This is a genomic window from Streptomyces sp. NPDC093544 (assembly GCF_040683495.1).
In the GTDB taxonomy this organism is placed as follows: domain Bacteria; phylum Actinomycetota; class Actinomycetes; order Streptomycetales; family Streptomycetaceae; genus Streptomyces.
Genome location: NZ_JBFBEA010000008.1, coordinates 16,397 through 43,136 on the forward strand (window position 1 = coordinate 16,397; position 26,740 = coordinate 43,136).

Genomic DNA, 26,740 nt, shown 5'->3' on the forward strand with positions numbered 1-26,740 from the left:
GATCCCACCAGCCCGCCGAGGCGAACACGTCCGCAACGAACTCCGCCAAGTCGGTGGCTCAAGGCGTCCGTTGTCAGGTTCGGGTGGCCGTCGCTGCACCCTCGGCGGCGATCGCTTCGAGTTGCCTTCGACGTGCGTGTGCGACTCGTGCTCGGGACGCCCACCCCGCCAGAGCCACGGCAACAACCAATGCTGTTCCGTTGAAGGCGGGCTGGATCCACGCCGCTACGCCCATTTGTTGCAGACCCGAAACCACGACGGCCAGGAAGAGAACCGCGACCAGTAGCCCCGGGACGTTGAATCGTCCGGGAGAAATGGTTGTCGATCCGAGGAGAGCTGCGGCGAAGATCGGCAACAGCAGTGCCGGATTGCCCGCCGCTGTTGCAGCACCCAGGGTCGCCCCCAGCACGACACCGGCTACGCCTGCGAGCAGACCGCCGGCTGTGAACGCCGCAATCCGATAGCGATCCGCAGGGATGCCGGTCAACCTCGCGGCGCGGACGTTGCCACCCACGGCATTCATCCGACGCCCCACGGCGGTGTAGCGCAGAACGACATGAAGGACCATCGCGATCGCCAGCGCGTAGAAGACGGACAAGGGCAGTCGAAGCCACTCGGTCCGAGCCAACGCCGTCAGTGAGGTCGGTGCCACGTACTGATCTGTGCCCCCGAGATAGAGCTGGGCCATGCCTCCCAGCAGGGTCGCCATACCCAACGTCCCGACGAACGCGTTCACTTGCAGACGGACCACGACCAGACCATTGATCAATCCGACACCTGCGCTTATCGCGACGGCGATGATGATGCTGAGCCATACCGGAACACCTTGGCGTTCGGGCAGCGTCACGACGAACACGCTTGCCAGAGACAGGTTGGCCGCAACCGAGAGGTCGAACTCCCCCAGCGTGAGGGTGAGCAGGATGCCCAAGCCCGCGATGACCGTCACGGATTGGGCGGACAGAATCGAGCTCGCGTTGGCGAAGCTCACGAACGAGTCCGGTCTCTCGACGGAGAAGTACGCAACGAGCACAATCAACAGGAGCAGGAGTCCGAACCGCGAGAGCACAGTCAAGGATTGCTGGGCGACACTCTCACGGTCACGACTGGGCAGCACCGGCCCAGGGTCCCTTGGTCCCACCGATGGAGCAGGTGCTCCGACAGGCCTGCGACGTCTCAAATTGTTCCTCCATAGGCCAGTTGTGTGACGGATTCGAGTTCGAGTTCGTCTCCGGAGAGCTCCGCCACGACTCGGCCCGCACGCATGACGATCACGCGGTCGCACAGGCCGGCGGCTTCCTCGAGATCTGAGGTGACCACCAACCCACCGCAGTGATCGGCCGCACAACGCCGTCGAAGCAACTGGTAGATGTCATACCGGGCTCCGACGTCCACCGCGGCGGTCGGCTCGTGAAGCACAAGGACTCGTGGGCCGTGGAGGAAGGACCGGGCGAGGAGCACCTTCTGCTGGTTGCCCCCGCTGAAGGTGTTGATCTCGCGATCGGGCTCCGGTGGACGCACTCCGAATTGCTCCAGCGCCCTGCGCGCCGCACGTCGTTCCTTGCCCCGTCGCACCCAGACGCCTCGCTGTGGACCCGCGAGGAAGAGGTTTTCGGCGGCCGTCATGTATTGCGCCAGGCCGTCGACAAGTCGGTCAGCAGGTACGTAGCGGACACCGTGTCTGATCGCGTCCCGTTCCGAGCCGAAAACGCAGGACACCCCATCGACTTCGATGCTGCCACGTGCCGCCGGCAGTCCCCCGCTGATGGACAGCGCCACCTGGTTATGGCCGGCGTCTGCGAGTCCCGTAAGGCCTACGATCTCGCCCTCGCCGACCGAGAACGACACGGGCCCGTATCCGAAGCCTCCCAACTCGCGCACTTCGAGAGCTGTGGAGCCTGGAGCTGATCGTGAGCGCGTGGGCGAGTGGGCTGTCGTCGTCTCGCGCCCGACGATGAGCGAGACCAGTTCGTCACGGTCCAGTTCCTTCGCGTCCCGCATCCCCACACTGCGGCCGTCCCGCATGACGGTGACTCGATCGCAGACCCTCAGGACGTCGTCGATGCGATGCGTGATGAGCAGGCAGGCGACGCCGGCTTTGCGCAGTCGGTCCAGGCGCGCGAACAGTACCCGAACCTCGCCGGCGTGCAGGCGCGCCGTGGGCTCGTCGAGGACGATCAGGCGCGCGCCGACCCGAAGTGCACGAGCGATCGCGACGATGGCCTGCTCAGCAGGTGAGAGCTCGGCAACCGGCCGATCGACGTCGAGTTCGATCTCCAGGAGCGCCAGCGCCTCGCGCGCCTGCCGGCGGACCCGCTCGCTGGTGACGAGTCCGAAGCGGGTCGGATAGCGTGCTCCGAGCGCGATGTTGTCTGCGACTGAGAGTGCCTCGACAAGACCGAGGTCCTGGTGAATGACCGACATCCCGCGGCCGGTTCGGTCGGCGACCGAGGCGCGGGACATCGGTGTTCCGAACACGGTGACAGAACCGCCGTCAGGCTGTTCCAACCCCGCGAGGATGCGGACGAGAGTGGATTTGCCGGCGCCGTTCTCGCCGAGCAGCGCATGGATCTCACCTGGGGCAACGACAAGGTTCGCGTCGATGAGTGCTCGTGTACTTCCGTAGACGCGCTGAACGGATCGGGCCTCGATGGCCGACTCTGACATCGCAACCCCTCGCACCTCAGATGCCGACAACTTCGGCATCACCAGCCGAATCCCGCCAACTTCCCGTCACGGTGCTTCGTGCTCCTTCCGCACACGGTCACCGCCCGCCACAACACTCCGTGCAGACCACGCACTTGATCAACGCTGGTGCGTGGTCCCGCACGGTCACCCGACCGAGCCGAGGTCCACGTTCCATGCCTTGGCGTACGGAGCGACAAAGTCGACCTTCGATCGGACATAGCTGTCGAAGGCGGAGTACGAGGCGGTGCTCGGCGCGTTCGACTTGTCGATCAGGCCGATACCGATTCCCCAGGCGTCGGCCGCTGGGATCGGCTGCTTGGCCAGTCCGCGGTTGACCGCGTCAATGGACGCGAGTGCCAGCCATTTCTGCGACATGACGGTGCTGGCGGACAACTGGCCGCTTTGGATGGGCGCCAGCGACGGCGGATCGAAGTCGGAGGCCACAACCTTCAACTTGCCGGACAGGCCGGCCTGGGAGATCGCCTGGAAGACCGGTGTCAGCGGCAGCCCGCTGGTCGGCAGGACCAGATACTGAGCATCCGAATTCGTCTGCAGCAGCGCAGTGACCTTCTGCTGTTCCTTCACGGGATCGATGAAATCCGTAGGCGACCACGACTCGGTCTTCACGGAACAGGTCGAGCACTGCTTGAGCAACGTCGCGCCTACCGCGACGGCAAGATCCGGATTGCCTTGGATGTCCAGGAAGACGGCTCTGGCCTTCTCGTGGCTGTCGGTAGCAATCCACGACGCCAGTACGGCCTTCGACACTGGTTCCCGTCCGTCGACGTAACCGGTGTAACCGGGTCCGCCCAGCGACGACACGTTCACGCCGATCGCGACGACGCCCTGTTCCTTGGCTTGGGCGAGTTGCTGCTGGACGAAGATCCCTGACACTGCGACCGCCACTATCGCGTCGGGATGCTGCGACAAGGCCGTACTGAAGAGTTGCTGAAAGCTCTGGGGGGTTCCATCTCCGCTCGAGAGCGCTGCCGACCAGCCCAGTTCGGTCGCGATATCGCGGATGTTGTTCGCAGTGTTGAGACATGCCCCTACCGGTGCGCATCCGATGACAGCGATCTTGTAACGCTTACCCGTCGGCTGCTTGACCGGCGTTGGACCGTCGAAGCTCGTCAACTCTTTGATGCTCGTGAGAGCGAGAGAGGACGCGCCCTTCGCGGTCACCAGACCGCTACGCGCCTCGGAGACCACCTTCTGATACCCGGCGCTGGTAGCTGCCGAGGGCGCCACGCTCCCGCTGGACGGAGCCGAACCACCACCGCTGTTGCTGGTGCTGCAGGAGGCCAGCACCAGACAGGATGCGGCTACGACGCCACTGGCAAGGCTCCGCCAACGCTGTTGAGTCACCACACACTCCGTCTCAGCATCTCCGGTGCCCCAACGGTGGACTTGCTCGGAACGGCCGCATGAATGTCGCGGACACCGCGCCGACCCATTTCGCTGTGCCTCTCTGCTCCAGGCATGTCAGCCATCGCTTCCACCCCTGCCTCCCGCTCGTGTGCCCTGCTCGTCGAGCACGGGTGTGTTCATCTGGCCGAGTCCGGTCATTTCGATGCGGACGGTGTCGCCGGGCATCAGCCACTTGGGGGAAGCCATCCCGGCTGCAACGCCGCCAGGAGTGCCGGTGGTGATGATGTCGCCCGGCTGGAGCGTCGTGGTCGCACTCAGCCACTCGATGATCTTGTAGGGGCTGTGGAGCATCTCCTTGGCGTACGCGTCCTGTCGCAGCTCGTCGTTGACCCAGGTCTGGATCCGGATGTCCTCGTAGCTGCGGGCCTCGTCGAGCGTGACCAGCCAGGGGCCGGTCGGCTGGAAGGTGTCCCAGCCCTTGGTTCGCATCAACTGGAAGAGGGCCGGCGCGTTGAGCTTCCTGCTCTCTCCCTCGCCGAGGTCACGGGCGCTGACGTCGTTGGTGATCATGAAACCGGCGATGTGCTCAGCAGCGCGCTCTGCAGGGATCCTGCGCCCGGCCTTGCCGATGACGACCACGAGTTCGGCCTCGTAGTCCAGGTTCACGCATTCGAGCGGACGCACGATCGCGTCCGTGGGGCCTGCCAGTGCCGAGCTCGGCTTCTGGAAGACCACAGGAAGCGTCGGCGTCGCCTCAGCGCCGATCTCGACGAGGTGGGAGAGGTAGTTCGCGCCGCAGTTGAAAAGGTTCAGGGGGTCGGTGATCGGAGGGCCAAGACGCGTCTGGGCCACCGGGATCACCTCGTCGCCGCGGTCAACTGCCGCTGCGACGCCCTCACTGACCCGATCGAGGAACGGCAGTAGGTTGCGAATGGTCCCGTTCGGCGCGATACCGATGTCCGCCATCACCCTCGACAGCGGGAGGATGGAACTGTCGTTGACCAGAACGCCCGGACGTTCATTTCCGCGAGGGCCGAAGCTGACGAACCGCATGAGCGTGTGTCCTTCCGAGTGGTACATCGTGCTGACTGCGTGGAGATGAGGCCGGACGCTGGGTCGACCTCGTCTGCCGGGCCCTATCGCTTGTCCGGCGGGGACCAGGCGATGAGTTCGGCCACCGACTTTCCGCTGCGGAGCCCTTGCAGCATCTCCGCAGGGTCGAAGGGGGTGGCACCGAAGGCGTTGCTGTCGCCGCCGGCGTAGAACTCGACGATCTGCTCTTCGGTGTAGTCGGTGTCGAAGAACAGTTCGACGACGTTCTTGTCAGGGTCCGTGTAGTACATGGAGATCGTGGGCCCGTGGTTGAGGCACATCGTCGGCACGATGCCGGCATCCGCGAGCCGGACGTGAGCATCGAGCAGCTCGGGCAAGGTCGGGTGCTCGAATGAGAAATGGTGGAGTCGGGACTGCTGGATGAGCTCATCGACACCGGGCGGCACAACGGCAGTCGAGTCGTCGATCTTGGCGGCTTTGAAGATGCCGAAGCGATGGTGGCTCTCGTCCGTGCGGAGGAAGCACACGGAGTGGTCCGAGGTCTCGACGCCGACCGTCGCCTCGAGAACCTGCATGTACCAGTTCTTCACCGTTTCGAAGTTGCCGGTGTTCAAGATGACATGAGCAAGCTTGGGCGACGGCATCACTGCCCCTTCTCTTAGTGGGCCGCGCAATTAAGCTCGGCCCCTTACGTTGGTGAGCCGGCCAGAATCGACCGTGTGCGCGCAATCTGGCGGTATGAATTTCGCGAACCAGAGTCCGTCTGCTTCTTCCAGAGATGCTATGAAGCGAGATGTTCTCTGTCAAGACTACTTTCAATGCTACTGCCGGGTCGGATATCCGGCCACGCCGCGCATCACGTTTGATGGATTTGTTCACAGCAGAAGCGGGGTGATGATCCAGAAGCCTCTCGGGAAACAACAGATCGATGGCGGCGTGGACCAGGTCAATGAAGGCGGTCAAATACTGGCGGTTGTAGGCGTGCAAATCTCGCCAGACTTTGATGGTGGCAAGCGCACGCTCGCCCCGGACCGGCGTCAGATATCCCGGGCCCTGCTGGCCCCGGCTTCCGATCACGGTGCAGACCGTCACCAGTTCCGCTGCGGCTTCGACCAACGCGCGCATGTAGCACTGCAGGAATGTGCAGGAACTGGCGCACCCGGGCGGGACATCCGTCGGCCGAATGTCGTTGCCGAAGCTGGATAGCGTTCCGGTCAGTCAACGTCGCAGAGTCTGGGCAGATCGAGCTCCACGGCGCGACTGAAGGGCAGCCCACCCGCCTTGGTCATGATCCGCATCGCGACTGCCTGCGCCGCGTCCGACGACTGCAAGGCGCCTGCAACGGCGAGGGTTCCAGCCATCTCCTCCGGGAGAGGAATGGGTTGCAGTTTCGTGAGGCCGCTCTTCACCGCGGCAATCGAGGCCGGAGTGAAACTCGCGATGCGGCGACCGAGCTTGTAGACGAACTCGTCAAGCTCGGCATCATCTATCGACCGGTTCACCAACCCGTACAGCTCGGCGGTGTCGCCGTCCAGATCGTCAGAGCTGAGAAGGAACTCCATGGCACGCGCGCGGCCGGCATGCAGTTGAGCCCACTCAATTCCCCCTCCGCCCGGGAATGCACCGAAGCCGACCTCAGGCAGACACAGGCGGGTGTTCTCCTTGCTCGCGAACCGCATGTCGGCGGCCGCGGCGAAAGCGAATGCGAATCCGCGGGCCCGCCCGCGAAGGATGGCGATACTGACGACCGGGGTGGTGCCGAGCCAGTAACTGAACGCAGGCCACTCCTGGATGATCTCCATGGGTTCGTTCACCTCGTGCCCCGAGCCGCCGCTGTCGCCGCCCATGAGATCCAGGTGAGCGCCGAAGAACTCCGGATTCGCGCTCTCGAAAACGAGTACCCGAACGTCATTCGCCGAGTCCTCGGCAAAAGACTTCACGGCCTTCAGGCCCGCGAAGACCTGCGAGTCGATCAGGTTGAAGGGTGGGTTGTCGATCACCACCCCGAAGCAACACGACGAGATCTCGCGGAGGCGAACCGCCTCATTCTTGATCAAGGAATCCTTTGAAGCAGCACCGTTCTCCATGCCTTTGTCTCCTTCGACGTATGGCTCAAAGCGTGCTTCGAAAAGCAGTGTCCGACGCTTGAGGGGATTCAGATGCCGTCGGCGGGTGCCGGGCCACGCTCGGTCGGGGCCAGATTCAGGATCTGGTGCAGCGCGTCGCCCAGCGCCTGGTGGGCGTCGTCGACGCCCCCGCCGGAGCGGAAGCCGACGAATCCGTCCGGACGGATCATCAGGGCACCGGAGGGCTGCAGTTCGTAACGCTGCAGGAGTTCGGCGACGGTCTCGTCGACCGGCAGGAGGTTCGAGCCGAGGCCGAACGCTTTGAGCGGGACCTGCAACTGCTCGCGAAGCTGATCTGCCGCCCTCGTCCAGTCGGCGTTGTCCGGACCGGTGAGGAGGATGAACCCACCGTCGTAGAGGTCGATGGTCGAGATCGTCTCCCCCTGGGAGTGCACCCAGGAGTGCGGCACCCGGGCGCCCGGGCGGGCCGTCGGGCGGTACTCGGCAATGCTCGACTCGACGATCTCTGTGCCGTCCGGCACGATCGCCTCGCTCCGGTACTGATATCCGAATTGCTGGCCGTGCGAGGCCAGCATGGCCCGCTGGGCGGGTATGCCTTCGGCGATGGCCAGGCGTGCGGGCGCCCCTTCCGGCGTCTCGAGCATCACAAGAAAGTTCTTGTCCTGCATCATGAAACCGGTCTTTTCCATCTGCCGCGTGTTGTGCATCATCTGTTCGCCGTTGAACTCCGCGACCGGGAGCCGCTCGTCCTCATACGTTGCGAGCAGTCCGTCGCCGGCGTTCCAGCGAAGCCTCGCAGCCAGCTTCCACGCGATGTTCTGCGCGTCCTGTACGCCGCTGTTGAGTCCGAAGCCGCCGTGGGGTGGGAAGTGATGGGCTGCGTCGCCTGCTAGGAAGACACGCCCGTCCCGCCATGTGTCCGTGACGGACAAGTCATGGCTCCAGGACCAGATGTGGTGGATCTTTATGGCGACGGCCTCGCCGATCGCTGCAGCGACCTGCTTCTCGCACTCCTCTGTCGTCACGGCAGTGGGATCAGCTCCGGGCGGGATCTCGAAGTTGTACCGCCACCGGGTGACGCCGTCGCGGATGAACGCGCCCTGCGTATCGGCGTTGATGATCCAGATGATGGGGATGAACTGTCCGCCCAGAAACGGTTCCAGGTCAGCGTCGAACTGGACGTTGATCGCGGTGCCGAGTGATTCCTGGCCGTGCTCACCAATGCCCAGAGTGCGGCGAGTGATGCTGCGGATACCGTCCGCCGCGATCACGTACTGCGCGACGATCGTGTGCCGCGCACCGTCGGAGTCGGTGTAGGTCGCCGTAACCGACCCGGGGCCACCTGCCAGGTCGACAACCTCGCATCCGAGTCTGATCGTCACGCTGTGCATGTCCTCGGCCACCCTGGCGAGGATCGGCTCGAACATGTGCTGGCCCACTGTCGAGATGCGCTCGGGCGATTGCTCGTCGAACAGGCGAGGGGTCTCGTCGGCATCGCTGACGGACATTTGGCCGATCTCGATACCGTTCAAGCGTGTCATCCACGCGATCGTGATGTCGTCGGGCATGCCCGCGGTGAGTTCCCTTATGGGGTTGGCGACGCCCCACTCACGAAAGATCTCCATAGTCCGCGCATGCACCCCGTTGGCCTTCGGGTACCTGGAGAATTCATTTCGTCGTTCCAGTACCAGGCACCTGATGCCGGCCCGGCCGAGAGCCAGCGCGGCGCTCAGGCCCACTGGACCCGCCCCGATGATCAATACTTCGGCTTCTTCGCTCACTATCAACGCCTCCTCGAAATACACGCCGTATCGGGCGGCGGCACGGGCGGTCTGCTGGAACGTGCAGTCGGCGTGTATTGCGTCTACGCCCCGCCAAGAGGTCCGACCCGTGCCCGGCCTGCGTCGGCTATTAGCCGGCCTTGTTTATGAACGTCTCGACTTCCTCCTCGCACTGCTTACTGGTCGGGATGTCGAAGTGGTCTGCGCCGTCGACAGTGAAGCGCGTCGCATTCGGAATCTTCTCCGCCACCAGCTCCGACGGTCCGGCCCCGTCGGAGCCGCCGTCGACGACCAGGGTTGCGGCCTTGATTGCACCCAAACCCTCAACGGTGACGAAGCGATGGCTCGACGCGAGGTGGCCTGCGACCGCCTCTCGGTCGTTGCCCGCGTCGGCGATCATCGTGCGGATCAGCAGCGCCATGAGATTGTCCGTCGGCTCCTCGGCCGAACGCAGACCTTCGACGAGCGGCTGCTGCATGGTCGCGTGGTGCAGCCCGGCGGTCAGCACCATGTCGGCGGCACCGAGAACGGCAATCCGCTCGAAGAGGGCCGGCTGCTCGCTGGCCGCCAGCAACAGGGCCCAGGCGCCGGCGGAAAATCCAATGGCGTCAACCGATCCGTGCTTGGCGGCCTCTTCGAGGATGAGGTCAGCGGCGTCGCGGCCTACGGCATCCGTGTTTTCCCCATGGCCGGGAAGGTCCACGCCGATCACAGTTCGACCCGCCGCCTCCAGGCTGTCGACCCAGCCACCCCTGCGCCACTGCGTCTCGAAATTGGACGCCATGCCGTTGATGAGAATGACCGGCCGATTGGGAGAAGTATTAATGCTCATGCTTTGTCTCCTTGTGACGCGAGGTGCAATAGGCGCCTCGCATACGTATCTGCGGCGCCGGCCTGTTGGCTCTGAATACTGTCTCGGTCGAGGGGGCGAATGCCTGTTCGCCCCACGCACGGCGGGCGGGCAAGTCCTCGGCCGGGAAGGCACTTCCGCGACTCATGGTCAGCGATAGGCTCTACCCAGATAATACGATCCAAGATGTTCTTGCGCAAGACTATCTGACGAAACAAAGCGCTGATATTCGAGCGCAACCGACGGGCGAGTTCGGAAGCATCGATGAACTCGTCTCACGTTCAGCAGCGGAACGCCCACGGCTTTCGTACCTGTTGAGAGCCACACCAAGAAACCAGCGCGAGCTGAGGAGTTAGCGCAGGGTGTGGGGGCTCAAAACGATGCCGATGATGCGTCAAGCAGGCCACGTACAGGTGACCCCTGACAATGGGCGGGCGTCAGACCCTGATCGCGCCGGCCAGGCTGCGGCCGTGCTCGCGTGCGGTCTGCTCGGCGGTGGCGCGGATCTGCGTGGCCAGAGCCTTGAACTGCTCGAATGCCGGGTTCACACCGACCAACGTGAACTCCGACTCCACGATCTTCAGGTCCAGTTTCCACACGTCGGCAAGGATGCGGTGCATCCAGGCGGTCGCGTGATCCCACCCTTCGCGCGGTGTCCCCTGTGCGTAGCTGCCGCCGCGTACGGTCACCAGCACCGTCGGCTTACCCGCAGTTGCCGGCTCGACGCCCGCGGTCATCCTCGGGTCGCAGATCACAAGGTCTGCCCAGGCCTTGAAGTGCTGTGACACGCCGAAGTTGTACAGGGGTACAGCGAACAGCAGGGCGTCTGCGCCGATCAGTTGATCGGCCGCCTCTGCGGCCAGGTTCACCGCCCCGATCTGTTCCGGGGAGCGATGATCCTCCGGCACGTAGGTCGCGTTCACAGCGGTCGACCATGCGGTCGCAGGGATCGGGTCTATGCCGATATGCCGCGTGACGACCTGTGAATCGGGGTGGGCGGTGCGCCACTCCTGCTCGACGATGTCGGCGATCTCGCGGCTGTGTGAGCCCTCGACTCGTATGCTCGCGTCGAGACGGAACAGGGACATGACTACCTCCTGGTCGCTATTGGATGCCAACCGGCTGGCTGCGATCGCCGGCTGCGCGGGGCGGCCCCGCGCGCTGGGGGCCGACGACTCAACAGGTGCAGTACGGGCCTGCTCGACGGACTCCGTCCACCCGGCGGACCTCCTGACCTCCCGGCATAACGCCTGGCCCCCTTCAACCACTAGGCGCCCGGCCGAGGATGTCGGCCCACAACGTCCACTCCTCAGCGTCCAGGGCAGTGTTGTGGACAAGCCGTTCCGGGTGGCCCGGGGGTGGGCCGACCAGTGGTTGCGGGACGCCCCCCAACGCCCTGCCCATCTGCACCAGTCCCGCCCACAAGCCGCGCGGCAATTGGCCCACAACGCGCCGCAGCTGCCCCGGCACGGCGACATCCGCAGCGGGTTGTTCTGTCTTTACGACGACGAGGCGACCCTGATGGCTTCCTGACCGTGGGAACAACCGCCCCACGCTCCACCAGCACATGCGCATGAAACGCAAATCAGACACCGCAAACCCCTGACTAGGTGATGTCCAGTCCCCGACCACGTTGCAACAGTTGAAGGTCGAGCCGATGTTCCTCGGGCCGGTGCCGGCGTATTTGCCGACGCGCCAATCCGGCGACTTGAGGAGGTGACCGACTCGTGGCTCGCTTCAAGACAGATCCGCACGGCGTTGTTGCCAAGCGCCTGCGACGGTGTCGGGTAGTGCTTGCTGTTCGTTGCCGATCCGGCCGGTCGTCGCCTCGCGACCGTCCAGGTACCAGCACCTCACGGTCCTCTTCTCCGAGGCGCCGCTTTAATTCGTGACAGTAGCCATGGGCCCCTCCTCCGTCAAGGACAGTTTCGTCCTTATCTGATGCCGGTCAGTCAGCGACTCGCGAACTAGCAGGTCGAGTGCGGTTTCCGCATCAGCACTTCTGCTGATCCCTGGCCATTGCGCACCCGTACCACCCTCACTCGATGCGTCGTACCTCGGCGCACCCAACTCGTATACGCTTGCGATATGGCCAGCCGTCACAGCACCGCTGATCTCACCGAGCGCCCTGTCCGTACGCGACGACGGGGAGCCGCGGTGGAGAAGGCGATCTCCGATGCGGTCCTCGCCGAACTGGCCGAGGTCGGGTTCGGACGGCTCACCTTCGACGGCGTCGCCGAGCGCGCGGGCACGGGCAAGAGCCCGCTGTACCGGCGGTGGCCCGACACGACGTCACTGGTGATCGACACGTTGGAGAAGCTGGGCTCGGATCCGGACGGCTATGAACGGACCGGGCAACTGCGGGACGACCTCATCGGGCTCACCCACCACATGACCGCGTCGCTGACAGGCGAAAGGGCCGACGCATTCCGCAGCCTGTTGGGAGAAGCACACCGCTACCCACAGCTTCTGGCCAGGTTCACATCTCAGATACTCGAGCCGCTCTTCGCGGCGTTGACCGCCGTGCTGCTCGATGGCGCCGAGCGCGGCGAGGTGAATCCCGAACGGCTGACCCCGCCCGTCCTGGAGGTCCTCCACGCGCTGGTCATCAAGCGCGCCCTTCTCGACACGCACGATCTGACGGAGCAGGACATCGCCGAGATGATCGACCAGGTGCTGCTCCCCCTCGTCCTGATCTCCCCGAGATAGCGCTGCCGCGGCGATTTCGACAGTCAACACCAGCCTCTACGCCCGATCCTCCAGGGACAGATTGAGCAGGTTGTTTGCACTACGGTCCCCTGGCCACGCTCAGGGCCCCGGCGATGTGCGAACCTGTCGAACCTGAAGGTGCGTCAGACGGCGCTCGATCTGACGCCCGCCACGGTGGGTCGGTTCGTTGTTCCCACCGCGAACCTGGACCGGGTCCGGGCGGAACCGAACCTCAACCTGGTCACCTGCGGCGGGCAGGCGACGGTGCAGACCGAACCCCATGCTGCGCACTGGGCAGTGGCGGAGCTGGCGCGGTTCGGGGTCCCGGTGCGGGTGATCACGCAGAGCGTGGACGGGCTGCACCAACTCGCCGGCAGTCGAGGCCGGTGAGGACGACCCCCGGTACCTGAAGTGGCGGAACCCGAAACCCCGGTCGGTGATAGGCCGGGCGAGCACCGCCGTACGGCCCTCGACTGCCCACCGCCGTGCGGTGTCCGCCAGCTCACGCATGATCGCGGCCCTCCTTGTCACGGGCTGTCGGCGCTGGAAAACCGGCTGGTCAGCGCAGGCGCCATCAGTGGAATTCCAGTAAGCCCTACCACGGTCCGAACAGCACGGACCGAACGAGGGCGACGCGCTTGGACCGCGGAGTGCCCCTGCCTCGGCGTCCTGGGCGGCGGGCACCTACGTTGCACACTGGAAGAAGCGGCGGGAGGAAGAGGAGCCCCTGTGGGAAGCGACCGCCCCGGTGCACGAGGCAGTGCGCCCAGCGCACCGGTCAGCGTGGTCTGCTCACGCTGACCAAGACAGGACCCGGGTGTCCTGGACCCAGGTAAAGCTCGTTCCTGTCAGCACCCGGTGGTCTTGTCGTGTTGGGGCTGCCTGTTGTCGAGGCAGCAGCGTACGAAGGCTTGGACGACGGGATCGGAGTCGTCGGCCGGTGCCCAGGCGATACCCACCCGGCTCGGGCTGACGCCGCTGACGGGCCGGTAGACGATGCCTGGGCGAGCGTAGAAGCGGGCGGCCGATTCGGGGGCGAGGGCGACGCCGTAGCCGTTGGCGATCGCGCTGAGCCAGTCGTCGGGTTGGTCGGTGACGGCGCCGATGCGGACCGGGTGCCCGTCGCGTTCGTCGGTCGCCAGCCAATAGTCCCGCCACCAGCCTGATTCTGGTAGGGCTGCCACGAAGGGCTCATCCCACAGGTCCCTGAAGGGGATCTGGTCGCACGTGGCGAACGGGTGGGTTGTGGGGAGCGCGACCCACCGAGGCTCGGTGAACAACTCCTCCACTCGCAGGCTCTCCTGGCCTGGGAAGGGCAGCCGCAGGAGGGCGGCATCCACGTCTCCGACGATGAGCCCGGCGGTCGGGTTCGACCATGCGGCCTGCCGCATGTCGACCCTCCAGCCCGGCTGCCGACGGGTGAACTCCGTGATGATGTGTGGGGTGGCCTCGTTGGCGGCACTGGCCAGGAAGCCGACCCGCAGCACGTGGGCTGCCCGGTCGGCCGTGCTCTTCGTCTCCCGCAGTATCTGGTCCCAGTCGGCCAGCAGGGCCGGCACCCGCTCCGCCAGGGTCCGACCCGCTTCCGTGAGCGCCATGCCGGCACGGGACCGTGCGAACAGCCGCACTCGCAGCTGGGTCTCCAGTTGCTTGATCTGTTTGGTCAGCGCCGGTTGGGACACGAACAACCGATCCGCGGCGCGGGTAAGGCTCCCCTCCTCTGCCACGGCGATGAAGTAGCGCAACAGCCGGGTATCGACATCCATGCCGTCAGGTTATAGACGCAGGTATTGGACGTGAAGCGAGGGCTGGACGAGCCTTGATTCGGCACGCGAGCAGCGGCTCGCGAACGCTGAGGAACGACGAGGAGTTGCCATGCCTGTACTGAAGACCAGATATCGGAGCGGCCCGACACCGCAACCACGCGACGCGCTAGGCGCCCACCGTTTTGTCGGCTGAACCGGCGGCATACGAATGTTCACCGCCTACGTGGTCGTTACCGTCATCACGATCGTGGTCAACACCGGGATCGCCATCGCCGACTTCTCAAAGGCCGAGTTCGTCCTCGCCAACTCGGCTGAAGTGGGCCTCCCGCAGTCCTGGCTCGTCCCGCTTGCCACGCTGAAGGCTGTCGGAGCTGTCGGGCTCCTACTTGGGCTCCTGGGCGCGCGGTTCATCGGCATCGCCGCCGCGATCGGCCTTGTTCTGTTCTTCATCGGCGCCCTGGCCGCCCACTTCCGCGCCCGGGTCATCCACAACATGGCCTTTCCAGGCGGCTACTTCCTGCTGGCCGTGGCGTCCTTGGTCCTAGCCGCCGCGAGGTGAACGCTGAGCTATTTGTTCTGCCCGTGAGCACGCGTAACTCGTGAACCAGGAAAATTCCTCGATCCGTTAACGCGGCCCTTGGTGTGACCCGGTGGGCGGCCGCCACATGGCACAGAACGGCTTCCCGTTCAGAGACGGCAGCTGATCTCCATGCCGTCCTCGACGGGGAAGGTGACGCTCTGGTAGCCGTTCGCCGGGGTACGCATGTATTCCAGATAGGACTGCAAACTGCTCAAGTCTACGTCGTCGGCCACGACGAGCGTTCCCGGTTACGCGCCTGCCTCGCCCGCGCACTCGTGCTGCGCCCACGCTGGCTGATCTGCGACGAGATGACGGCGATGCTGGACGCCTCCACCACACCGCGCTCGTCGCGGCCGTCGAGGACTACCGCACTGCAACGGGGGCCGGTCTGCTCGCCGTCGGCCACGACCGCGTACTCCTGCACAGCTGGTGCGACCGCACCGCCGAGTGGGACAGCCTGGCCATGGCTGATGAGAGATGCTGAAAAACAAGCTGAGAAAGAAAGGGTTCCCGCAAGTCACGTCCTTGCGGGAACCCTTCTTCTTACTGCCTGCCCCGTGAAGGTTGAGAAGACGATCACGAGCAGGACATCTGTGCGCGCCTACGCCGTCACGGCGCGAGCAGCAGGCTGTCGCCGCGCTCCTTGGCGGCGGCGTAGCGCTTGGCCACGTCCTGCCAGTTGACGACGGCCCACATGGCGTCGATGAAGTCGACCTTCTGGTTTTTGTACTGCAGGTAGAAGGCGTGCTCCCAGGCGTCGAAGACCAGGATCGGGGTCGAGCCCTGGCCGACGTTGCCCTGGTGGTCGTAGACCTGCTCGACGATCAGCCGACCGCTGAGCGGCTCGTACGCCAGGACGCCCCAGCCCGAACCCTGGGTGGTCGCGGCGGCCTTGGTGAGCTGGGTCTTGAACCCGGCGTACGAGCCGAAGGACTCGGCGATCGCGTCCGCGAGGTCGCCCACACCGTCGGCGGCCAACGGCTCGCCGCCGCCCTCGCCGGTCATGTTGTGCCAGTAGATCGAGTGCAGGATGTGGCCGGAGAGGTGGAAAGCCAGGCTCTTCTCCAGCCCGTTGATCGAACCCCACGACTCCTTGTCGCGCGCCTCCGCGAGCTGCTCCAACGTGTCGTTCGCACCCTTCACATACGCCGCGTGGTGCTTGTCGTGGTGCAGTTCGACGATCTGCGGGTTGATGACCGGCTCGAGCGCCGCGTAGTCGTACGGGAGCTCCGGAAGCGTGTAAACCGCCATGTCCAACATCCTTCGGCCTTGTTATTGCCCATAGTATGCAACTGCACGCTAACAGCAGATGAGGGCCCCCGCCGATCAGGCATTGGCCCTAGGACCATGTCGTGTCGCGGGAGGGCAACCGTCATGCGTGGGCGCCACCCACGCCATGCACTGCGGCGGGCACGATTGAGGAGTTGGGCGGGACCTGCGGGAGCGGGCCAGAAGGTGCTCCCAGCCGTCGCCCCGACCCGACCCGACGAGGGCGACGGTCGGCAGCCTGCACATTCGCGCTCGGGTACACATCACCCAACTCCCTATTGCACACTACTTGCGATAGCTTATTGAGTGCAGGAGGGGTGGGCATGGGCTTTCCGATCGTGCTGGGAATTGAGTCGTCCTGCGACGAGACCGGCGCGGGGCTGGTCCGGAACGGGCGGCTGCTGGGCCACGCGGTGGCGTCGAGCATGGACGAGCACGCCCGCTTCGGCGGCGTCGTGCCCGAGATCGCCGCCCGCGCGCACGTGCACGCCGTGCGGCCGGTTATCCAACGGGCGCTGGACGAGGCAGGTTTGCGGCTGGCCGACATCGGCGCGGTGGCGGTGACGACCGGGCCAGGCCTGGCGGGGGCGCTCCAGGTGGGGCTTGCCGGGGCGAAGGGGCTGGCGTACGCGTTGGGCGTCCCGCTGTACGGCGTGCATCACCTCGCCGGTCATGTCGCCGCCGACACCTTGGAGTACGGGCCGCTGCCCGACCCCTGCATGGCGCTGATCGTCTCCGGCGGCCACACCTCCCTCCTCCTCGTCCGCGACCTCGCACGTGACCGGATCGTCCACCTCGGCTACACCCTCGACGACGCCGCCGGGGAGTGCTTCGACAAGGTCGCGCGGGTTTTCGGACTTCCCTATCCCGGCGGTGCGGCCATCGACCGGGCAGCGCGCGCGGGGGATCCACGTGCTGTCTCCTTCCCGCGCCCGCTGCCCGACTCGTACGACTTCTCCTTCTCGGGGCTGAAGACGGCCGCCGCACGCTGGGCCGAGGGCCACGCGGGCCGTGAGCTGCCGGTGGCCGACGGGGCCGCCTCGCTCCAGGAGGCCGTGGCCGACGTACTGACGAAGAAGGCCGTCGCGGCCTGCGTCGAGCACGGCGTATGGAGCCTGATCGTGGTCGGTGGCGTCGCCGCGAACTCTCGGGTGCGGTCCCTGGCCGAGGAGCGCTGCCGGGCGGCGGGCGTCGAGCTGCGGGTGCCGCCCCTCAGCCTGTGCACGGACAACGGCGCGATGATCGCCGCCGTCGGTGACCTCCTCGTACGCGCCGGGGCCGAACCCGCCCCGCTGGACCTGTCCATCGACCCGTCCGCACCTCTTGAGTACGCCACGCTGCACCCGGCGGCATCCCTGGCAGGTGCAGCCTGATGAGCATCCAGGTCCTCAAGGGCGCCGACCTCCTGGCCCACACCGCCGCGCTGCGCGCCGTGTACGTCGCTGCCTTCTGTGCTCCGCCTTGGAACGAGGACGCGGAGAAGGCCGTCGCATTCGTGGGCCGTCTGCCCATGAACGTGAGGCGTCCCGGCTTCACCGCCGCGCTGGCCTTCGCCGGCGAGGAACTCACCGGCTTCGCCACCGCCTGGACCACCCTCGCCCCCTTCCCCACCGACCGCTGCTACCCCCAGGCCGCCGCCGGCCTCGGGTCCGACCAAACCGCGAGCTGGCTGTGCGGAGCCCGCGAGATCGAAGAACTCGCCGTCCGCCCGGACGCCCACGGAAGGGGCATCGCCGCTGACCTCCTGGAGGCGGTCACGGCCGACGCCCCCGAAGGACGCTCCTGGCTGCTCACCTCCGTCCAGTCGACCCGAGCCATGGCCTTCTACCGCCGTCAGGGCTGGACCCAGGCCACCCACCCCTCCCCCGACGGCAAAGGCATCGTCGTCTTCCTCAGCCCCCGCCACCCCGCCCGGGCGTTCGCCGCCCAGCCCCTTTAATCACCCTTGCCGTCGTCCGAAGCCCTGTCGTGCGCACCGTCGAGATCCCCCCGCCCGCAGGTCCGGTTGGGACGCCACCGCCGTGGTCAAACAGTTGCTCCACGGCCGCTGGTTCGCCAGAGGTGGCGCAGGGCGCGGGGCCGCCTCCGATCGGGGGAATGCGCGTCCTCACCTGCCGACCACACCACCCGTAGGAGGAGAGAGGGGAACATGACCGTTACCGCACAGATCGTCAGCACCCGCCCGGTTGCGACGCTCATCAACGTCTTCACCATCTCCCCCGACCGCCAGGCCGAACTCATCACCCTGCTCGCCCGCGCCACCGAGGAGACGATGAAACACCAGCCCGGCTTCATCTGCGCCAACTTCCACGCTTCCCAGGACGGTGAGCGCGTCATCGACTACGCCCAGTGGGAGTCCGAGGAGCACTACCGCGCGATGCTCGCCAACCCCGAGGCCCTCGTCCGCATGGACCAGGCGGCCACCATCGCCACCGACGTACAGCCTCGGCTCTTCCAGGTGCAGTCGACGCATCCCAAGGAAGCGCAGCCCGAGATATCGCAGCCCGAGATATCGCAGCTCGAGGAACCGCAGCCCGGCGAGAGACGGCCATGACCGGTCCACGAATGCAGAGTAGAGAGGAGAGTGACCGCGCCGGCCGGCACCCCGACTTCGGTCGACTGATCCGTGACGAGGCCGCGGACACCGTCATCTGTCATGTGTGCGGGCGGGCCTTTCGCTCGCTGGGGGCGCATGTGCGTGCGCACAGGATGACCGCCGCGGAGTACCGGCAGGAGTTCGGCCTGCTGCGCGCCCGGGCACTGAGCGCGCGGGAGTTCTCGCGGGAGCAGTCCGGCATCCGCAGAGCCAGGTACCGGGCGTCGGAGGATGCTCAGGCGCGCTTCGCAGCGGGCCGGGCGATGGCCCGCTCCGGCGAACTGACCCGCGCGCGCCGGGCCGTCGCCCGCGAGCAGGCGGATCCGCAAGAGCTACGGCGGGTGCGCCGGGAGAGCCTCACCGCCGGCCGCCGCACTCAGGCCCGGACCGCCGACGACCGTACGGCGGCCGCGCTGGGCGCCGGGGGATTCACGGACCTCGCGCAGGCACTGCGGACTCTGTACGTCGACCGGCACAACAGCATCGAGGACACCGCACGCATCCTCGGCATCGGCAAAGGCAGGCTGCGACGTCTCCTGGCCGAGCACGGCATCGAGGTCCGCGCGACGGGGCAGAACTCCGCCGCCGGGCGGCACTCACGCGTACAGCTCAACGACCGGGCCGCCGCCGAGCGCGTCGGCGCGCGGAACATCACAGTGTGGCTGCGCGAGCGGGCCGCCGAGGGGGCCACCCTTCGGGAGCTGGCAGCGGCCACCGGCCGCAGCATCCCGTGGGTGACGACCCGGATCCGCTCCCGATGAGCCTCCTCCGATCCCCTGCGCCGACCGCCACCACGGAGGACATCGTGGGGCTCAAACTGACACACGAACCCGGAAAACAGCTTGTGGAAGCCGGGCCACGCCCAGCTTGCGGAAGCCGGGCCACGCTCGCCCCGCACAGGTTCGGGATATGGCCTGTGTCCGAGGCGGGAGCATCACCCTGGGCAACGAGTGATACCACTGATACCGTGGATACCATGTCGAATTCCAAGGCGATGAGCCTGCGCTTCCGCGATCCTGAACAGCAGGCCGCCATCGCGGCCGCCGCGCAGCAGGCCGGGGTCAGCATGCAGGAGTACATCCTCTCCGCCGCCTACGCGCGTGCCACCGCGGTCGAGGACCGCTTCCTCGCCGCTTTCAAGGACTCGATGGACCGCAGCGGGCAGGCGTTCGCCGCCGAGCCCAGCAGCTCCGACCCCGCTCCCGAGCAGCGCGCCGCCGAGCAAGAGGCCCGCAGGGAACTGCATGCGGGCGAGCAGGGCCACGCCGCGTGAGCCAGCCTGCCCCGCAACAGTCCCACTCCCTCGATGTGCCGTTCCTGCTGCACGCAGCAGGACTCCTCGACGGCGACCCCCAGGTCGACGACTACGGCCCTCTGTATGCCGCCGCTGCCCGCGCCAACGCCCGGGCGATGGAACGCGACGTCTACGGCTCCCTGTACCTGAAGGCCGCATCCCTGCTGCAGACGCTGGTGAGACTGCCCGCCCTGGAACACTCCAACGAGGCGTTCGCCTGGCACTCCTGCGAGGCCTACCTCGCCCTCAACGGACACCGCCTCACCTACCGGCCGAAGGACGCGGTAGCCCTGGTCCGGGACGCCACGGCCGCCACCGTCGGCGTCGCCCAGATCGCCCGCCAACTGCGCACCTGGGCCACCACCTGACAACACCCGCTCCGCAGGGATCAGGGCGCCAGTCCCTTCACACCGACCCTCTACGCTCCTCTCGTGCGCAGCGTGTTTGTGTTCCCCGCAGGTGAGCGAGCCGAGACAGCCGCCTCACTCGACCGACACCTGCCTCAGCAGCGTGATCCGTGGACTCTGGACGGAAACGTCTACATCGAAATCGACGACCAACGAGCCGGCTCACTCTTCGCGGACTGGGATCCCGACGAAGTGGCAGTCCTCGAAGCGACGCTCGGTCACCGCCCCACCTGGGCAGTGCAGATCGACATATCCGGGCGGATCGATGGCACCGCCGAGGTCCACCTCATGGTCGCGCTCCTGCTTCGGCATGGAGGCGTTGCGATCGACGACTACTCCGCCCACCCCTGGACCTTGCTGGAAATCGAGTCCGGGACCGTGATCGACGGTCTATGTTTCTTCGACTTCCGCACGTACCACGAACTCCGCCGCGAACACTGACACTCCGGACCTGACGGCCACTCACCGAGCGTTTTCAGCGTTGCCTCTCCAGGGTGAGGATGGCTTTGGCGATGACGGTCATGCGGTTGAAGCTGATGCGGGATCTGCGGACGATCTGCCAGGACTTCAGTCACGCCATGCCGCGTTCGACGGGAGCTCGGGCCTGGGCGAGGGCGCGGTTCTCGGTGCACTGAGTGACGATGAGCATCGTGACCCACTCGACGAGAATGTGCGGGAGGTCGAGTGCGGCAGGACAGGGAACCAACAGGGCTCCTGTGCCGGTGGGTTGAGACTTCGAACACCTCCCTCAACAGCGGGCCCGACCACGGGAAGTGTGAAACCAAGCTTCATCGGCGACTACTTCGGTGATCCGTCAACCGTTTGCTCAGCCGGGAAGTTCGGTGACGCTGAGGGCGAAGTCGAAGTTCCCCACCCCGTGGTTGGCGAGGCCCATCGTGAGCAGGCCCGCTCCTTCCAGCCAGTACGCCATTTTCAGGCCGCCGACGTCCAGCGGGCGCAGCCCGAGGCTCTTGATGAACGTTTCCACACTTGCCTTGGCCTGCGCATTGTCGCCGGCGATGAAGACGTCGGGCCGGCCCTTCTCCAGGACATGACGGAAGACGGTGTTGAACCCCTTCACCACGCTGGCGCCGGCCGGGGCGACCTTGGCGACTTCCTGCGCGATCGAGGTCTCCTCGCGGTGGGCCAGCCCGTCGATCGTGGAGTTGAAGGGGTTGCTGATGTCGACGATGACCTTGCCCGCGAGAGCGTCTCCGTACTGGGCGACGACCGGCACGACATCGTCGGCCAACAGGGCCACGATGACGATGCCCCCGGCCGGGGCGGTGCCCCATTCTCCCGTCGTGGCGTCGCCGCCGAGAGCCTTGGCCAGGTCAGCGGCCTTGGACTGATCGCGGCCCAGGACCTCTACGGTGTTGCCGCCCGCTATCGCCCGCGCTCCGATGGTGCGGGCCATGTTCCCGGTGCCGATGATGCTGATGTTGCTCATGAGATGTCCTGCCCTGGTTGTGTGTTGTTGGGTTCAGATGGCGGTGGTGCCGCCGTCGGCGACGAGTTCCATGCCGTTGACGTAGCTGGAGTCGTCGGAGGCGAGGAAGAGGGCGGCGGTGGCGATTTCGTCGGGGCGGCCCATCTGGCCGCGGGGGATGAGGGACTCGAACTGGCGCTTGGTGGCCTCGTCGAAGAGTTCTGCCTGCTTGGCAGTGGCGACCTGGCCGGGGGTCAGGACGTTGACGCGGATGCGGCGGTCCTTGAGCTCGTTGAGCCAGACGCGGGCCCATGCCTGCTGGACGGCCTTGCTGCCGGCGTAGACGCTCCAGCCGGGGAAGCCGCCGAGGGAGGCGTTGGAGCCGGTCATGAGGATGGAACCGCCGTCGTTGAAGAGCGGGAGGGCCTTCTGGACGGTGAACAGGGTGCCGCGGGCGTTGAGCCCGAACCAGGTGTCGAACTGGGCCTCGGTGATCTCGCCGAGCGGGGCGGGCTCGCCCCCTCCGGCGCTGGCCCACAGCACGTCGAGGCTTCCCTTCTCCCGCTTGACGGTGTCGTACAGGCGGTCCAGGTCGTCCAGGTCGGCGGCGTCGCCCTGGACGCCGGTGACGTTGCGGCCGATCTGCTTCACGGCCTCGTCCAGGGCGTCCTGGCGGCGGCCGGTGATGAAGACGTGCGCTCCCTCGTCGACGAACAGCTTCGCGCCGGCCAGCGCCATGCCGGTGGTGCCGCCGGTGATGACCGCGACCTTGCCGTCGAGCTTTCCCATAGTCATTCCCTTGGTCGGTGGTGCCGTGTGCACCTGGGGCGACGGCATTAAGTACACCGGTCTGTGTGCTTACCGTAATGGTCGGGCGGTCGGGACGCAAACTATGTACACCGGTCGTTACCTAGCTGCGGTACGGTGGACGCATGACGGAGTTGGAGAAGGGCCCCACGGGCCGCCGCCGCGGCCGGGGCGCCCGCGAGCGCATCCTCAGCGCGTCCCAGCAACTGTTCCGCGAGCAGGGCATCAACCGCACCGGCATGGACCAGCTCTGCGCGGCGGCCGAGGTGTCCAAGCGCACGGCCTACCAGCACTTCACCGGCAAGGACGAACTCGTCGCCGAGTACCTGCGCCGGTTCGACCCCTCCGTTCTCTCCGGCGTGTTCGACCGCACCGACCTCACGCCCCGCGAACGGCTCCTCGCCGCCTTCGACATCCCCCCCACCACACCCCTGTGCCCCTACATCGCGACCGCCGTCGAACTCCACGACCCCGAGCACCCCGCATCCCAGTACGCACGCGACTACAAGAAAGCCGTCGCCGCGCGGCTCGCCGACACCGCCCGCGAAGCCGGCGCCGCCGACCCTGAACAGCTCGGCGAGCAGCTCGCGCTGCTCATCGACGGCGCCGCGGCCCGCACCCGGGTCATCAACGCCGACGCCTTTCCCACCGCCGCCGCCATCGCCGCCGTCCTCATCGACAACGCCATCCCCGCCACAGCCGGCGATGAACGGCGACGGGAGGAAGTGTCAGGTTGACTTGGCACTCAGCGGCCGGCTGGACGCGCTGCCGGTTGCGCGGCTGCACCCGCTGGTACGCGACACCAGCCGCCCGGCACCTGGCCCGGACCTGCTGACTTTTACAGAACTGGCCGCGCGCCTGCTGAAGGCCGCAGCAGAAGCCGCCGGGGAGACCTGCGACCCCCGAGGACCCGCCGACGTGGTCGGCCTGGCAGCTGCCGGCCCCGCACGCTGCTGTGGTGCTGAACAGCCTCAGCGCTCTGCCGGAGAACTCAACGGCACGGGAGCCCTGTCCGTTGCGGACCTCGCCCTCACCCGGCACCGTCACCCGATCCCCTACGTTGTTCTGCGTGACGCGGTGAGCCCTTCGTACGGTTCACCCACCCAGGGGTGCCGGGTGGTGGCGCGGCCAGGACCACCAGGCGAATCGTGGGCCACCGTCTCCTCTCGGGTCAGTAGGCAGCGGCCCGCGTCCTCGCAAAAGGTCGTGGATCCCGCCACAGCTCCTGCACTCCGCCACCAGGGTTCCGCGGCGAGAGCGTCGACCTCGGAACCGCCGCGAGCCGACCTCTAACGCGCAGGCCATCCGGTCGCGTTGAAGACTGCGACGGGATCCAGCTAGTCCCGCCAGTGCGTGACTTTGCGGTCCTTGACGGTGATCACAGAGACGAAGTGGTTGTCGTCGGTCCGCCCGGTCTGAACTGCCTGCCCGTGCACCGCGTACTCGAGCACGATCACCGACGCCTCGTGATCCCGGTGAACGGCCAGTTCGTCCGCGGTGCGCGAGGTGCTGGCCGAACACGCCGCGAGCGTGGACGAGGTGAGCGAGCCACGGCTGGTGGAGTGGGACCTGTGGGACGGCAACGTCATGGTCCGCGACGGGATGATCGCGTGCGTCATCGGCCATGAGCGGGCCTTCTTCGGCGACCCGCTCATCGAGCACGGGTCCACCGGCACGCAGATGGCTGCCTTCGGCGACTCCACGCACTTCATACGCGGCTAGGGGCATCCTCCGCCGACCGAGACCGAGAGCGTGCGCCGCCGTCTGTACTGCCTGCACCTGCTGCTCGTCATGGTCATCGAGACCGTCTACCGCGGCCACACCGACACCACGCAGTACGACCTGGCGCGGGAGCGGCTGCCCGAGGTCATGGCCCAGCTCGGCCACACTCGCCGGTGAAAGCCTCCCCGCAACCAGGACATCGGGGGTGGCCGCCGGGCAGACTGCGATATGCCCGGCGGCCCTCGCAGTTCAGCCCAGGTCGGACATGTCGAGTACGAAGCGGTAGCGGACATCGTTGCGCCGGAGTCGATCGAGGGCCTCGTTCACGCGCGCCGAGGGGAACAGTTCGATGTCGGCGGTGATGCCGTGCTTGGCGCAGAAGTCCAGCATGGCGGCGGTCGCGAGCCTGCCGCCGCTGCCCGCGGAGCTGAGCTTCTTGCGCCCCACGAGCAGGTCGGTGGTCTCCACGCTGACGGGTCCGAGATGCCCAAGGTGGCTGAGCGTCCCATCCATGGCGACCAGACGCAGGTAGGGGCCGAGGTCGTGCGGGGCGGAGATGGTGTCGATGACGACGTCGAACCGGTCGCGAGCGGCAGCCATCTGTTCCGGGTCCGTGGATACGACGAGACCGTGGGCGCCGAGACGACGAGCGTCGTCGGCCTTGTCCGGTGAGCGGCTGACAACCGAGGTGTCGGCGCCGAGCGCTACGGCGATCTTCACCGCGAGATGCCCCAGGCCGCCAAGTCCCGCCACGGCGACGCGCGTTCCCGGCCCCACACCGAGGGCGTGCAACGGCTCCCAGACGGTGATCCCGGCACAGAGCAGCGGAGCGGCGGCGGCTGGATCCAGACCTGCGGGAAGGGGGTAGGCGAAGGCTTCACGGACGACGTACTCGCGGGAGTAGCCCCCTAGTGTGGCCGATCCGTCGTGCCGGTCGATGCCGCCATAGGTCAGGGTCGGAAAAGCTTGGCAGAAGTTCTCCTGGCCGGCCCGGCACATGGCGCACTCGCCGCACGAATCGACGATGTTGCCCACCGCGACCGGATCGCCGACGGCGAAGCGGGTGACCGCGGGTCCGGTCTCAGTCACCACGCCCGTGAACTCATGCCCCGGCACCAGAGGCTGTCCTCCTTCACCGTCCCGGGCACTGACGGCGTGCAGATCGGTGTGGCAGACACCGCAGTAGTCGACCCGGACCGCGAGGTCGTCGGGGCGAAGGTCGCGCCGTTCCAGTGGCGTCCGCCGCAGCGTCGTCGACGGACCTTCCACCTGCCAGCCAACGGTGTTCCTCATAACATCTCCCCACAGACAGACTGGTTGGTCTATTTCAGAGTAGGGCCATCCGACCCATCAGGCAAACCAACTGTTCTGTTTGGTAAGGTAGGGAAATGGCTGATCAGCCCCTGAGCTCGCGCGGAGCCGCGACGTACCAGCGCATCCTCGACGTGGCGACCCAGGAGTTCGCCGAGCATGGGATCGCGGGAGCACGCGTCGAGCGGATCGTGGCCGCCGCACGCACCAACAAGGCGCAGCTCTACGCCTACTTCGGCAGCAAGGACGGGCTCTTCGACGCCCTCTTCTTCGGCTCGCTGGAGCGAATCGTGAACGTCGTCCCCATCGACGCCGGCGACCTCGCGGACTGGGCCGTACGCCTCTACGACGAGTATCTCCGCCGCCCCGACCTCATCCGACTGGCCACCTGGGCGCGCCTGGAGCGACGCCCGGCCGGCCATCTGGTCGACGACCCCGACCGCCTCGACGACCGCAAACTGCACGCCATCGCCGAGGCCCAAGCCGCCGGCCTGGTACGCCAGGGAGACCCGTTCGACGTGATGGCCATGGTGATCGCCATGTCCATGGCGTGGTCACCGGTCAGCAATGTCTACGCGGCAACCGCACAGGAGCCCCCCGAACTGCACGAGCAGCGTCGCGTCCTGCTCCGCGAGAGCGTCCGCCGCGCCATGACAGTCAACTAGCCGCCGCGCTGTCGACGACGCCATGGCGTGACGTGCCTGAACGATATGGCCCGCGGGATCGTGCCTACGACCTCTTTCGCAGATGTCAGCGTGACGACACCTGGAAGGGAATCCTGGAGCAACTGCAGGTCGAAGCCGAAGCGAAGGGCCTGATCAGCTGGAACGTGAGCGTGGACTCGGCCGTCTGCCGCGCCCACCAGCACGCCGCCGGCGCACGTAAAAAGGAGATCTGCAGCGCAGAGCCTCCCGGCAGGATCGACACCGAGCCGGACGCCCACGGGCTCGGACGCTCCCGGGGCGGCATGACCACGAAGATTCACCTCGCGGTCAAGCAGGGGCACGAGCGGCTGTGAACAGCACG

General features: G+C 66.6%; 30 protein-coding genes and 4 pseudogenes. 18 read left to right on the forward strand and 16 right to left on the reverse strand.

Going from position 1 to position 26,740, the window contains the following annotated elements; genetic code table 11:
• Nucleotides 1–73: 73 nt before the first annotated feature.
• The 5 genes from AB0N66_RS13505 to AB0N66_RS13525 all read right to left on the reverse strand — a co-directional run bounded on the left by AB0N66_RS13505 (nt 74) and on the right by AB0N66_RS13525 (nt 5,750).
• Nucleotides 74–988, reverse strand: coding sequence for an ABC transporter permease (locus tag AB0N66_RS13505; protein WP_365432820.1), 915 nt, complete (start codon nt 986–988; stop codon nt 74–76).
• A 185-nt stretch (nt 989–1,173) separates the two neighbouring features.
• Nucleotides 1,174–2,664: a sugar ABC transporter ATP-binding protein gene (locus AB0N66_RS13510; protein WP_365432823.1), complete on the reverse strand. Its 1,491-nt coding sequence runs from the start codon at nt 2,662–2,664 to the stop codon at nt 1,174–1,176.
• Between the two features lie 165 nt (nt 2,665–2,829).
• Nucleotides 2,830–4,050 (reverse strand): substrate-binding domain-containing protein, encoded by a 1,221-nt coding sequence (locus tag AB0N66_RS13515; protein ID WP_365432826.1) that lies wholly within the window; start codon nt 4,048–4,050, stop codon nt 2,830–2,832.
• 117 nt (nt 4,051–4,167) lie between these two features.
• On the reverse strand, nt 4,168–5,106 hold the full coding sequence (locus tag AB0N66_RS13520) for a fumarylacetoacetate hydrolase family protein (RefSeq protein ID WP_365432829.1): 939 nt from the start codon (nt 5,104–5,106) through the stop codon (nt 4,168–4,170).
• Between the two features lie 83 nt (nt 5,107–5,189).
• Nucleotides 5,190–5,750: a VOC family protein gene (locus AB0N66_RS13525; RefSeq protein WP_365432832.1), complete on the reverse strand. Its 561-nt coding sequence runs from the start codon at nt 5,748–5,750 to the stop codon at nt 5,190–5,192.
• A gap of 94 nt (nt 5,751–5,844) precedes the next feature.
• Between AB0N66_RS13525 and AB0N66_RS13530 the strand changes: the two genes are divergently transcribed.
• Nucleotides 5,845–6,312 (forward strand): hypothetical protein, encoded by a 468-nt coding sequence (locus AB0N66_RS13530; RefSeq protein ID WP_365432835.1) that lies wholly within the window; start codon nt 5,845–5,847, stop codon nt 6,310–6,312.
• Between the two features lie 8 nt (nt 6,313–6,320).
• Here the strand turns inward: AB0N66_RS13530 and AB0N66_RS13535 are convergent, their stop codons facing one another.
• From AB0N66_RS13535 to AB0N66_RS13555, 5 genes are all read right to left on the reverse strand, one after another.
• On the reverse strand, nt 6,321–7,193 hold the full coding sequence (locus tag AB0N66_RS13535) for an enoyl-CoA hydratase-related protein (RefSeq protein WP_365432838.1): 873 nt from the start codon (nt 7,191–7,193) through the stop codon (nt 6,321–6,323).
• A 68-nt stretch (nt 7,194–7,261) separates the two neighbouring features.
• Complete coding sequence (locus tag AB0N66_RS13540) at nt 7,262–8,974, reverse strand: FAD-dependent monooxygenase (RefSeq protein WP_365432840.1); 1,713 nt, start codon at nt 8,972–8,974, stop codon at nt 7,262–7,264.
• A 130-nt stretch (nt 8,975–9,104) separates the two neighbouring features.
• Entirely contained in the window at nt 9,105–9,806 is a 702-nt protein-coding gene (locus AB0N66_RS13545) for an alpha/beta hydrolase (RefSeq protein WP_365432843.1), read from the reverse strand.
• A 455-nt stretch (nt 9,807–10,261) separates the two neighbouring features.
• Nucleotides 10,262–10,912 (reverse strand): NAD(P)H-dependent oxidoreductase, encoded by a 651-nt coding sequence (locus AB0N66_RS13550; RefSeq protein WP_365432846.1) that lies wholly within the window; start codon nt 10,910–10,912, stop codon nt 10,262–10,264.
• A gap of 172 nt (nt 10,913–11,084) precedes the next feature.
• Nucleotides 11,085–11,216: a DUF6059 family protein gene (locus AB0N66_RS13555; RefSeq protein WP_365433601.1), complete on the reverse strand. Its 132-nt coding sequence runs from the start codon at nt 11,214–11,216 to the stop codon at nt 11,085–11,087.
• Between AB0N66_RS13555 and AB0N66_RS13560 the strand changes: the two genes are divergently transcribed.
• From AB0N66_RS13560 to AB0N66_RS13570, 3 genes and pseudogenes are all read left to right on the forward strand, one after another.
• The gene (locus tag AB0N66_RS13560) at nt 11,154–11,357 is read left to right on the forward strand and encodes a hypothetical protein (RefSeq protein ID WP_365433682.1); all 204 of its coding nucleotides are present in this window, start codon (nt 11,154–11,156) and stop codon (nt 11,355–11,357) included. The two genes, AB0N66_RS13555 and AB0N66_RS13560, sit on opposite strands and share 63 nt — an antisense overlap.
• A 555-nt stretch (nt 11,358–11,912) precedes the next feature.
• Complete coding sequence (locus AB0N66_RS13565) at nt 11,913–12,533, forward strand: TetR/AcrR family transcriptional regulator (protein WP_365432849.1); 621 nt, start codon at nt 11,913–11,915, stop codon at nt 12,531–12,533.
• 153 nt (nt 12,534–12,686) lie between these two features.
• Nucleotides 12,687–12,908, forward strand: a pseudogene (locus AB0N66_RS13570) (Sir2 family NAD-dependent protein deacetylase); the annotation flags it as partial.
• A gap of 473 nt (nt 12,909–13,381) precedes the next feature.
• Here AB0N66_RS13570 and AB0N66_RS13575 read toward each other — a convergent pair.
• On the reverse strand, nt 13,382–14,299 hold the full coding sequence (locus tag AB0N66_RS13575; protein ID WP_365432852.1) for a LysR family transcriptional regulator: 918 nt from the start codon (nt 14,297–14,299) through the stop codon (nt 13,382–13,384).
• Between the two features lie 208 nt (nt 14,300–14,507).
• On the opposite strand from AB0N66_RS13575, the gene AB0N66_RS13580 reads away from it, so the two are divergent.
• Complete coding sequence (locus AB0N66_RS13580) at nt 14,508–14,858, forward strand: DoxX family protein (protein ID WP_365432855.1); 351 nt, start codon at nt 14,508–14,510, stop codon at nt 14,856–14,858.
• A 272-nt stretch (nt 14,859–15,130) separates the two neighbouring features.
• Nucleotides 15,131–15,363 (forward strand): annotated as a pseudogene (locus AB0N66_RS13585) (ABC transporter ATP-binding protein); the annotation flags it as partial.
• 125 nt (nt 15,364–15,488) lie between these two features.
• Here AB0N66_RS13585 and AB0N66_RS13590 read toward each other — a convergent pair.
• The gene (locus tag AB0N66_RS13590) at nt 15,489–16,130 is read right to left on the reverse strand and encodes a superoxide dismutase (RefSeq protein ID WP_365432858.1); all 642 of its coding nucleotides are present in this window, start codon (nt 16,128–16,130) and stop codon (nt 15,489–15,491) included.
• Between the two features lie 341 nt (nt 16,131–16,471).
• On the opposite strand from AB0N66_RS13590, the gene tsaD reads away from it, so the two are divergent.
• From tsaD to AB0N66_RS13625, 7 genes are all read left to right on the forward strand, one after another.
• Nucleotides 16,472–17,521, forward strand: a complete 1,050-nt coding sequence (tsaD, locus tag AB0N66_RS13595; protein ID WP_365432861.1) for a tRNA (adenosine(37)-N6)-threonylcarbamoyltransferase complex transferase subunit TsaD — start codon at nt 16,472–16,474, stop codon at nt 17,519–17,521.
• A complete protein-coding gene (locus AB0N66_RS13600) occupies nt 17,521–18,087 on the forward strand; it encodes a GNAT family N-acetyltransferase (protein ID WP_365432863.1) in 567 nt (188 codons plus the stop codon). The genes tsaD and AB0N66_RS13600 overlap by 1 nt, the downstream gene beginning before the upstream one ends.
• A gap of 210 nt (nt 18,088–18,297) precedes the next feature.
• On the forward strand, nt 18,298–18,702 hold the full coding sequence (locus AB0N66_RS13605; RefSeq protein WP_365432866.1) for an antibiotic biosynthesis monooxygenase family protein: 405 nt from the start codon (nt 18,298–18,300) through the stop codon (nt 18,700–18,702).
• 11 nt (nt 18,703–18,713) lie between these two features.
• Nucleotides 18,714–19,505, forward strand: a complete 792-nt coding sequence (locus AB0N66_RS13610) for a MucR family transcriptional regulator (protein ID WP_365432869.1) — start codon at nt 18,714–18,716, stop codon at nt 19,503–19,505.
• A gap of 215 nt (nt 19,506–19,720) precedes the next feature.
• A complete protein-coding gene (locus AB0N66_RS13615; protein ID WP_365432872.1) occupies nt 19,721–20,017 on the forward strand; it encodes a hypothetical protein in 297 nt (98 codons plus the stop codon).
• Nucleotides 20,014–20,406, forward strand: coding sequence for a fic family toxin-antitoxin system, toxin component (locus AB0N66_RS13620; protein ID WP_365432875.1), 393 nt, complete (start codon nt 20,014–20,016; stop codon nt 20,404–20,406). Before AB0N66_RS13615 ends, AB0N66_RS13620 begins: the two co-directional genes overlap by 4 nt.
• Before the next feature lie 63 nt (nt 20,407–20,469).
• Nucleotides 20,470–20,886: a hypothetical protein gene (locus AB0N66_RS13625; RefSeq protein WP_365432878.1), complete on the forward strand. Its 417-nt coding sequence runs from the start codon at nt 20,470–20,472 to the stop codon at nt 20,884–20,886.
• 34 nt (nt 20,887–20,920) lie between these two features.
• Here the strand turns inward: AB0N66_RS13625 and AB0N66_RS13630 are convergent.
• From AB0N66_RS13630 to AB0N66_RS13640, 3 genes and pseudogenes are all read right to left on the reverse strand, one after another.
• Nucleotides 20,921–21,091: pseudogene (locus AB0N66_RS13630) on the reverse strand (transposase family protein); the annotation flags it as partial.
• Nucleotides 21,092–21,271: 180 nt separating this feature from the next.
• Nucleotides 21,272–21,895, reverse strand: a complete 624-nt coding sequence (locus AB0N66_RS13635) for an NAD(P)-binding domain-containing protein (RefSeq protein WP_365432881.1) — start codon at nt 21,893–21,895, stop codon at nt 21,272–21,274.
• A gap of 33 nt (nt 21,896–21,928) precedes the next feature.
• A complete protein-coding gene (locus AB0N66_RS13640; protein ID WP_365432884.1) occupies nt 21,929–22,663 on the reverse strand; it encodes an SDR family oxidoreductase in 735 nt (244 codons plus the stop codon).
• Between the two features lie 143 nt (nt 22,664–22,806).
• On the opposite strand from AB0N66_RS13640, the gene AB0N66_RS13645 reads away from it, so the two are divergent.
• The 3 genes from AB0N66_RS13645 to AB0N66_RS13655 all read left to right on the forward strand — a co-directional run bounded on the left by AB0N66_RS13645 (nt 22,807) and on the right by AB0N66_RS13655 (nt 24,580).
• A complete protein-coding gene (locus AB0N66_RS13645; RefSeq protein WP_365432887.1) occupies nt 22,807–23,418 on the forward strand; it encodes a helix-turn-helix domain-containing protein in 612 nt (203 codons plus the stop codon).
• A 760-nt stretch (nt 23,419–24,178) separates the two neighbouring features.
• Nucleotides 24,179–24,403: a hypothetical protein gene (locus tag AB0N66_RS13650; protein WP_365432889.1), complete on the forward strand. Its 225-nt coding sequence runs from the start codon at nt 24,179–24,181 to the stop codon at nt 24,401–24,403.
• A gap of 30 nt (nt 24,404–24,433) precedes the next feature.
• The gene (locus AB0N66_RS13655; protein WP_365432892.1) at nt 24,434–24,580 is read left to right on the forward strand and encodes a hypothetical protein; all 147 of its coding nucleotides are present in this window, start codon (nt 24,434–24,436) and stop codon (nt 24,578–24,580) included.
• A gap of 72 nt (nt 24,581–24,652) precedes the next feature.
• On the opposite strand, the gene AB0N66_RS13660 is transcribed toward AB0N66_RS13655, so the two are convergent.
• Nucleotides 24,653–25,696, reverse strand: coding sequence for an NAD(P)-dependent alcohol dehydrogenase (locus AB0N66_RS13660; protein WP_365432895.1), 1,044 nt, complete (start codon nt 25,694–25,696; stop codon nt 24,653–24,655).
• Nucleotides 25,697–25,791: 95 nt separating this feature from the next.
• On the opposite strand from AB0N66_RS13660, the gene AB0N66_RS13665 reads away from it, so the two are divergent.
• Nucleotides 25,792–26,379: a TetR family transcriptional regulator gene (locus AB0N66_RS13665; RefSeq protein WP_365432898.1), complete on the forward strand. Its 588-nt coding sequence runs from the start codon at nt 25,792–25,794 to the stop codon at nt 26,377–26,379.
• A 170-nt stretch (nt 26,380–26,549) separates the two neighbouring features.
• Nucleotides 26,550–26,708 (forward strand): annotated as a pseudogene (locus tag AB0N66_RS13670) (IS5/IS1182 family transposase); the annotation flags it as partial.
• Between the last annotated feature and the right edge of the window lie 32 nt (nt 26,709–26,740).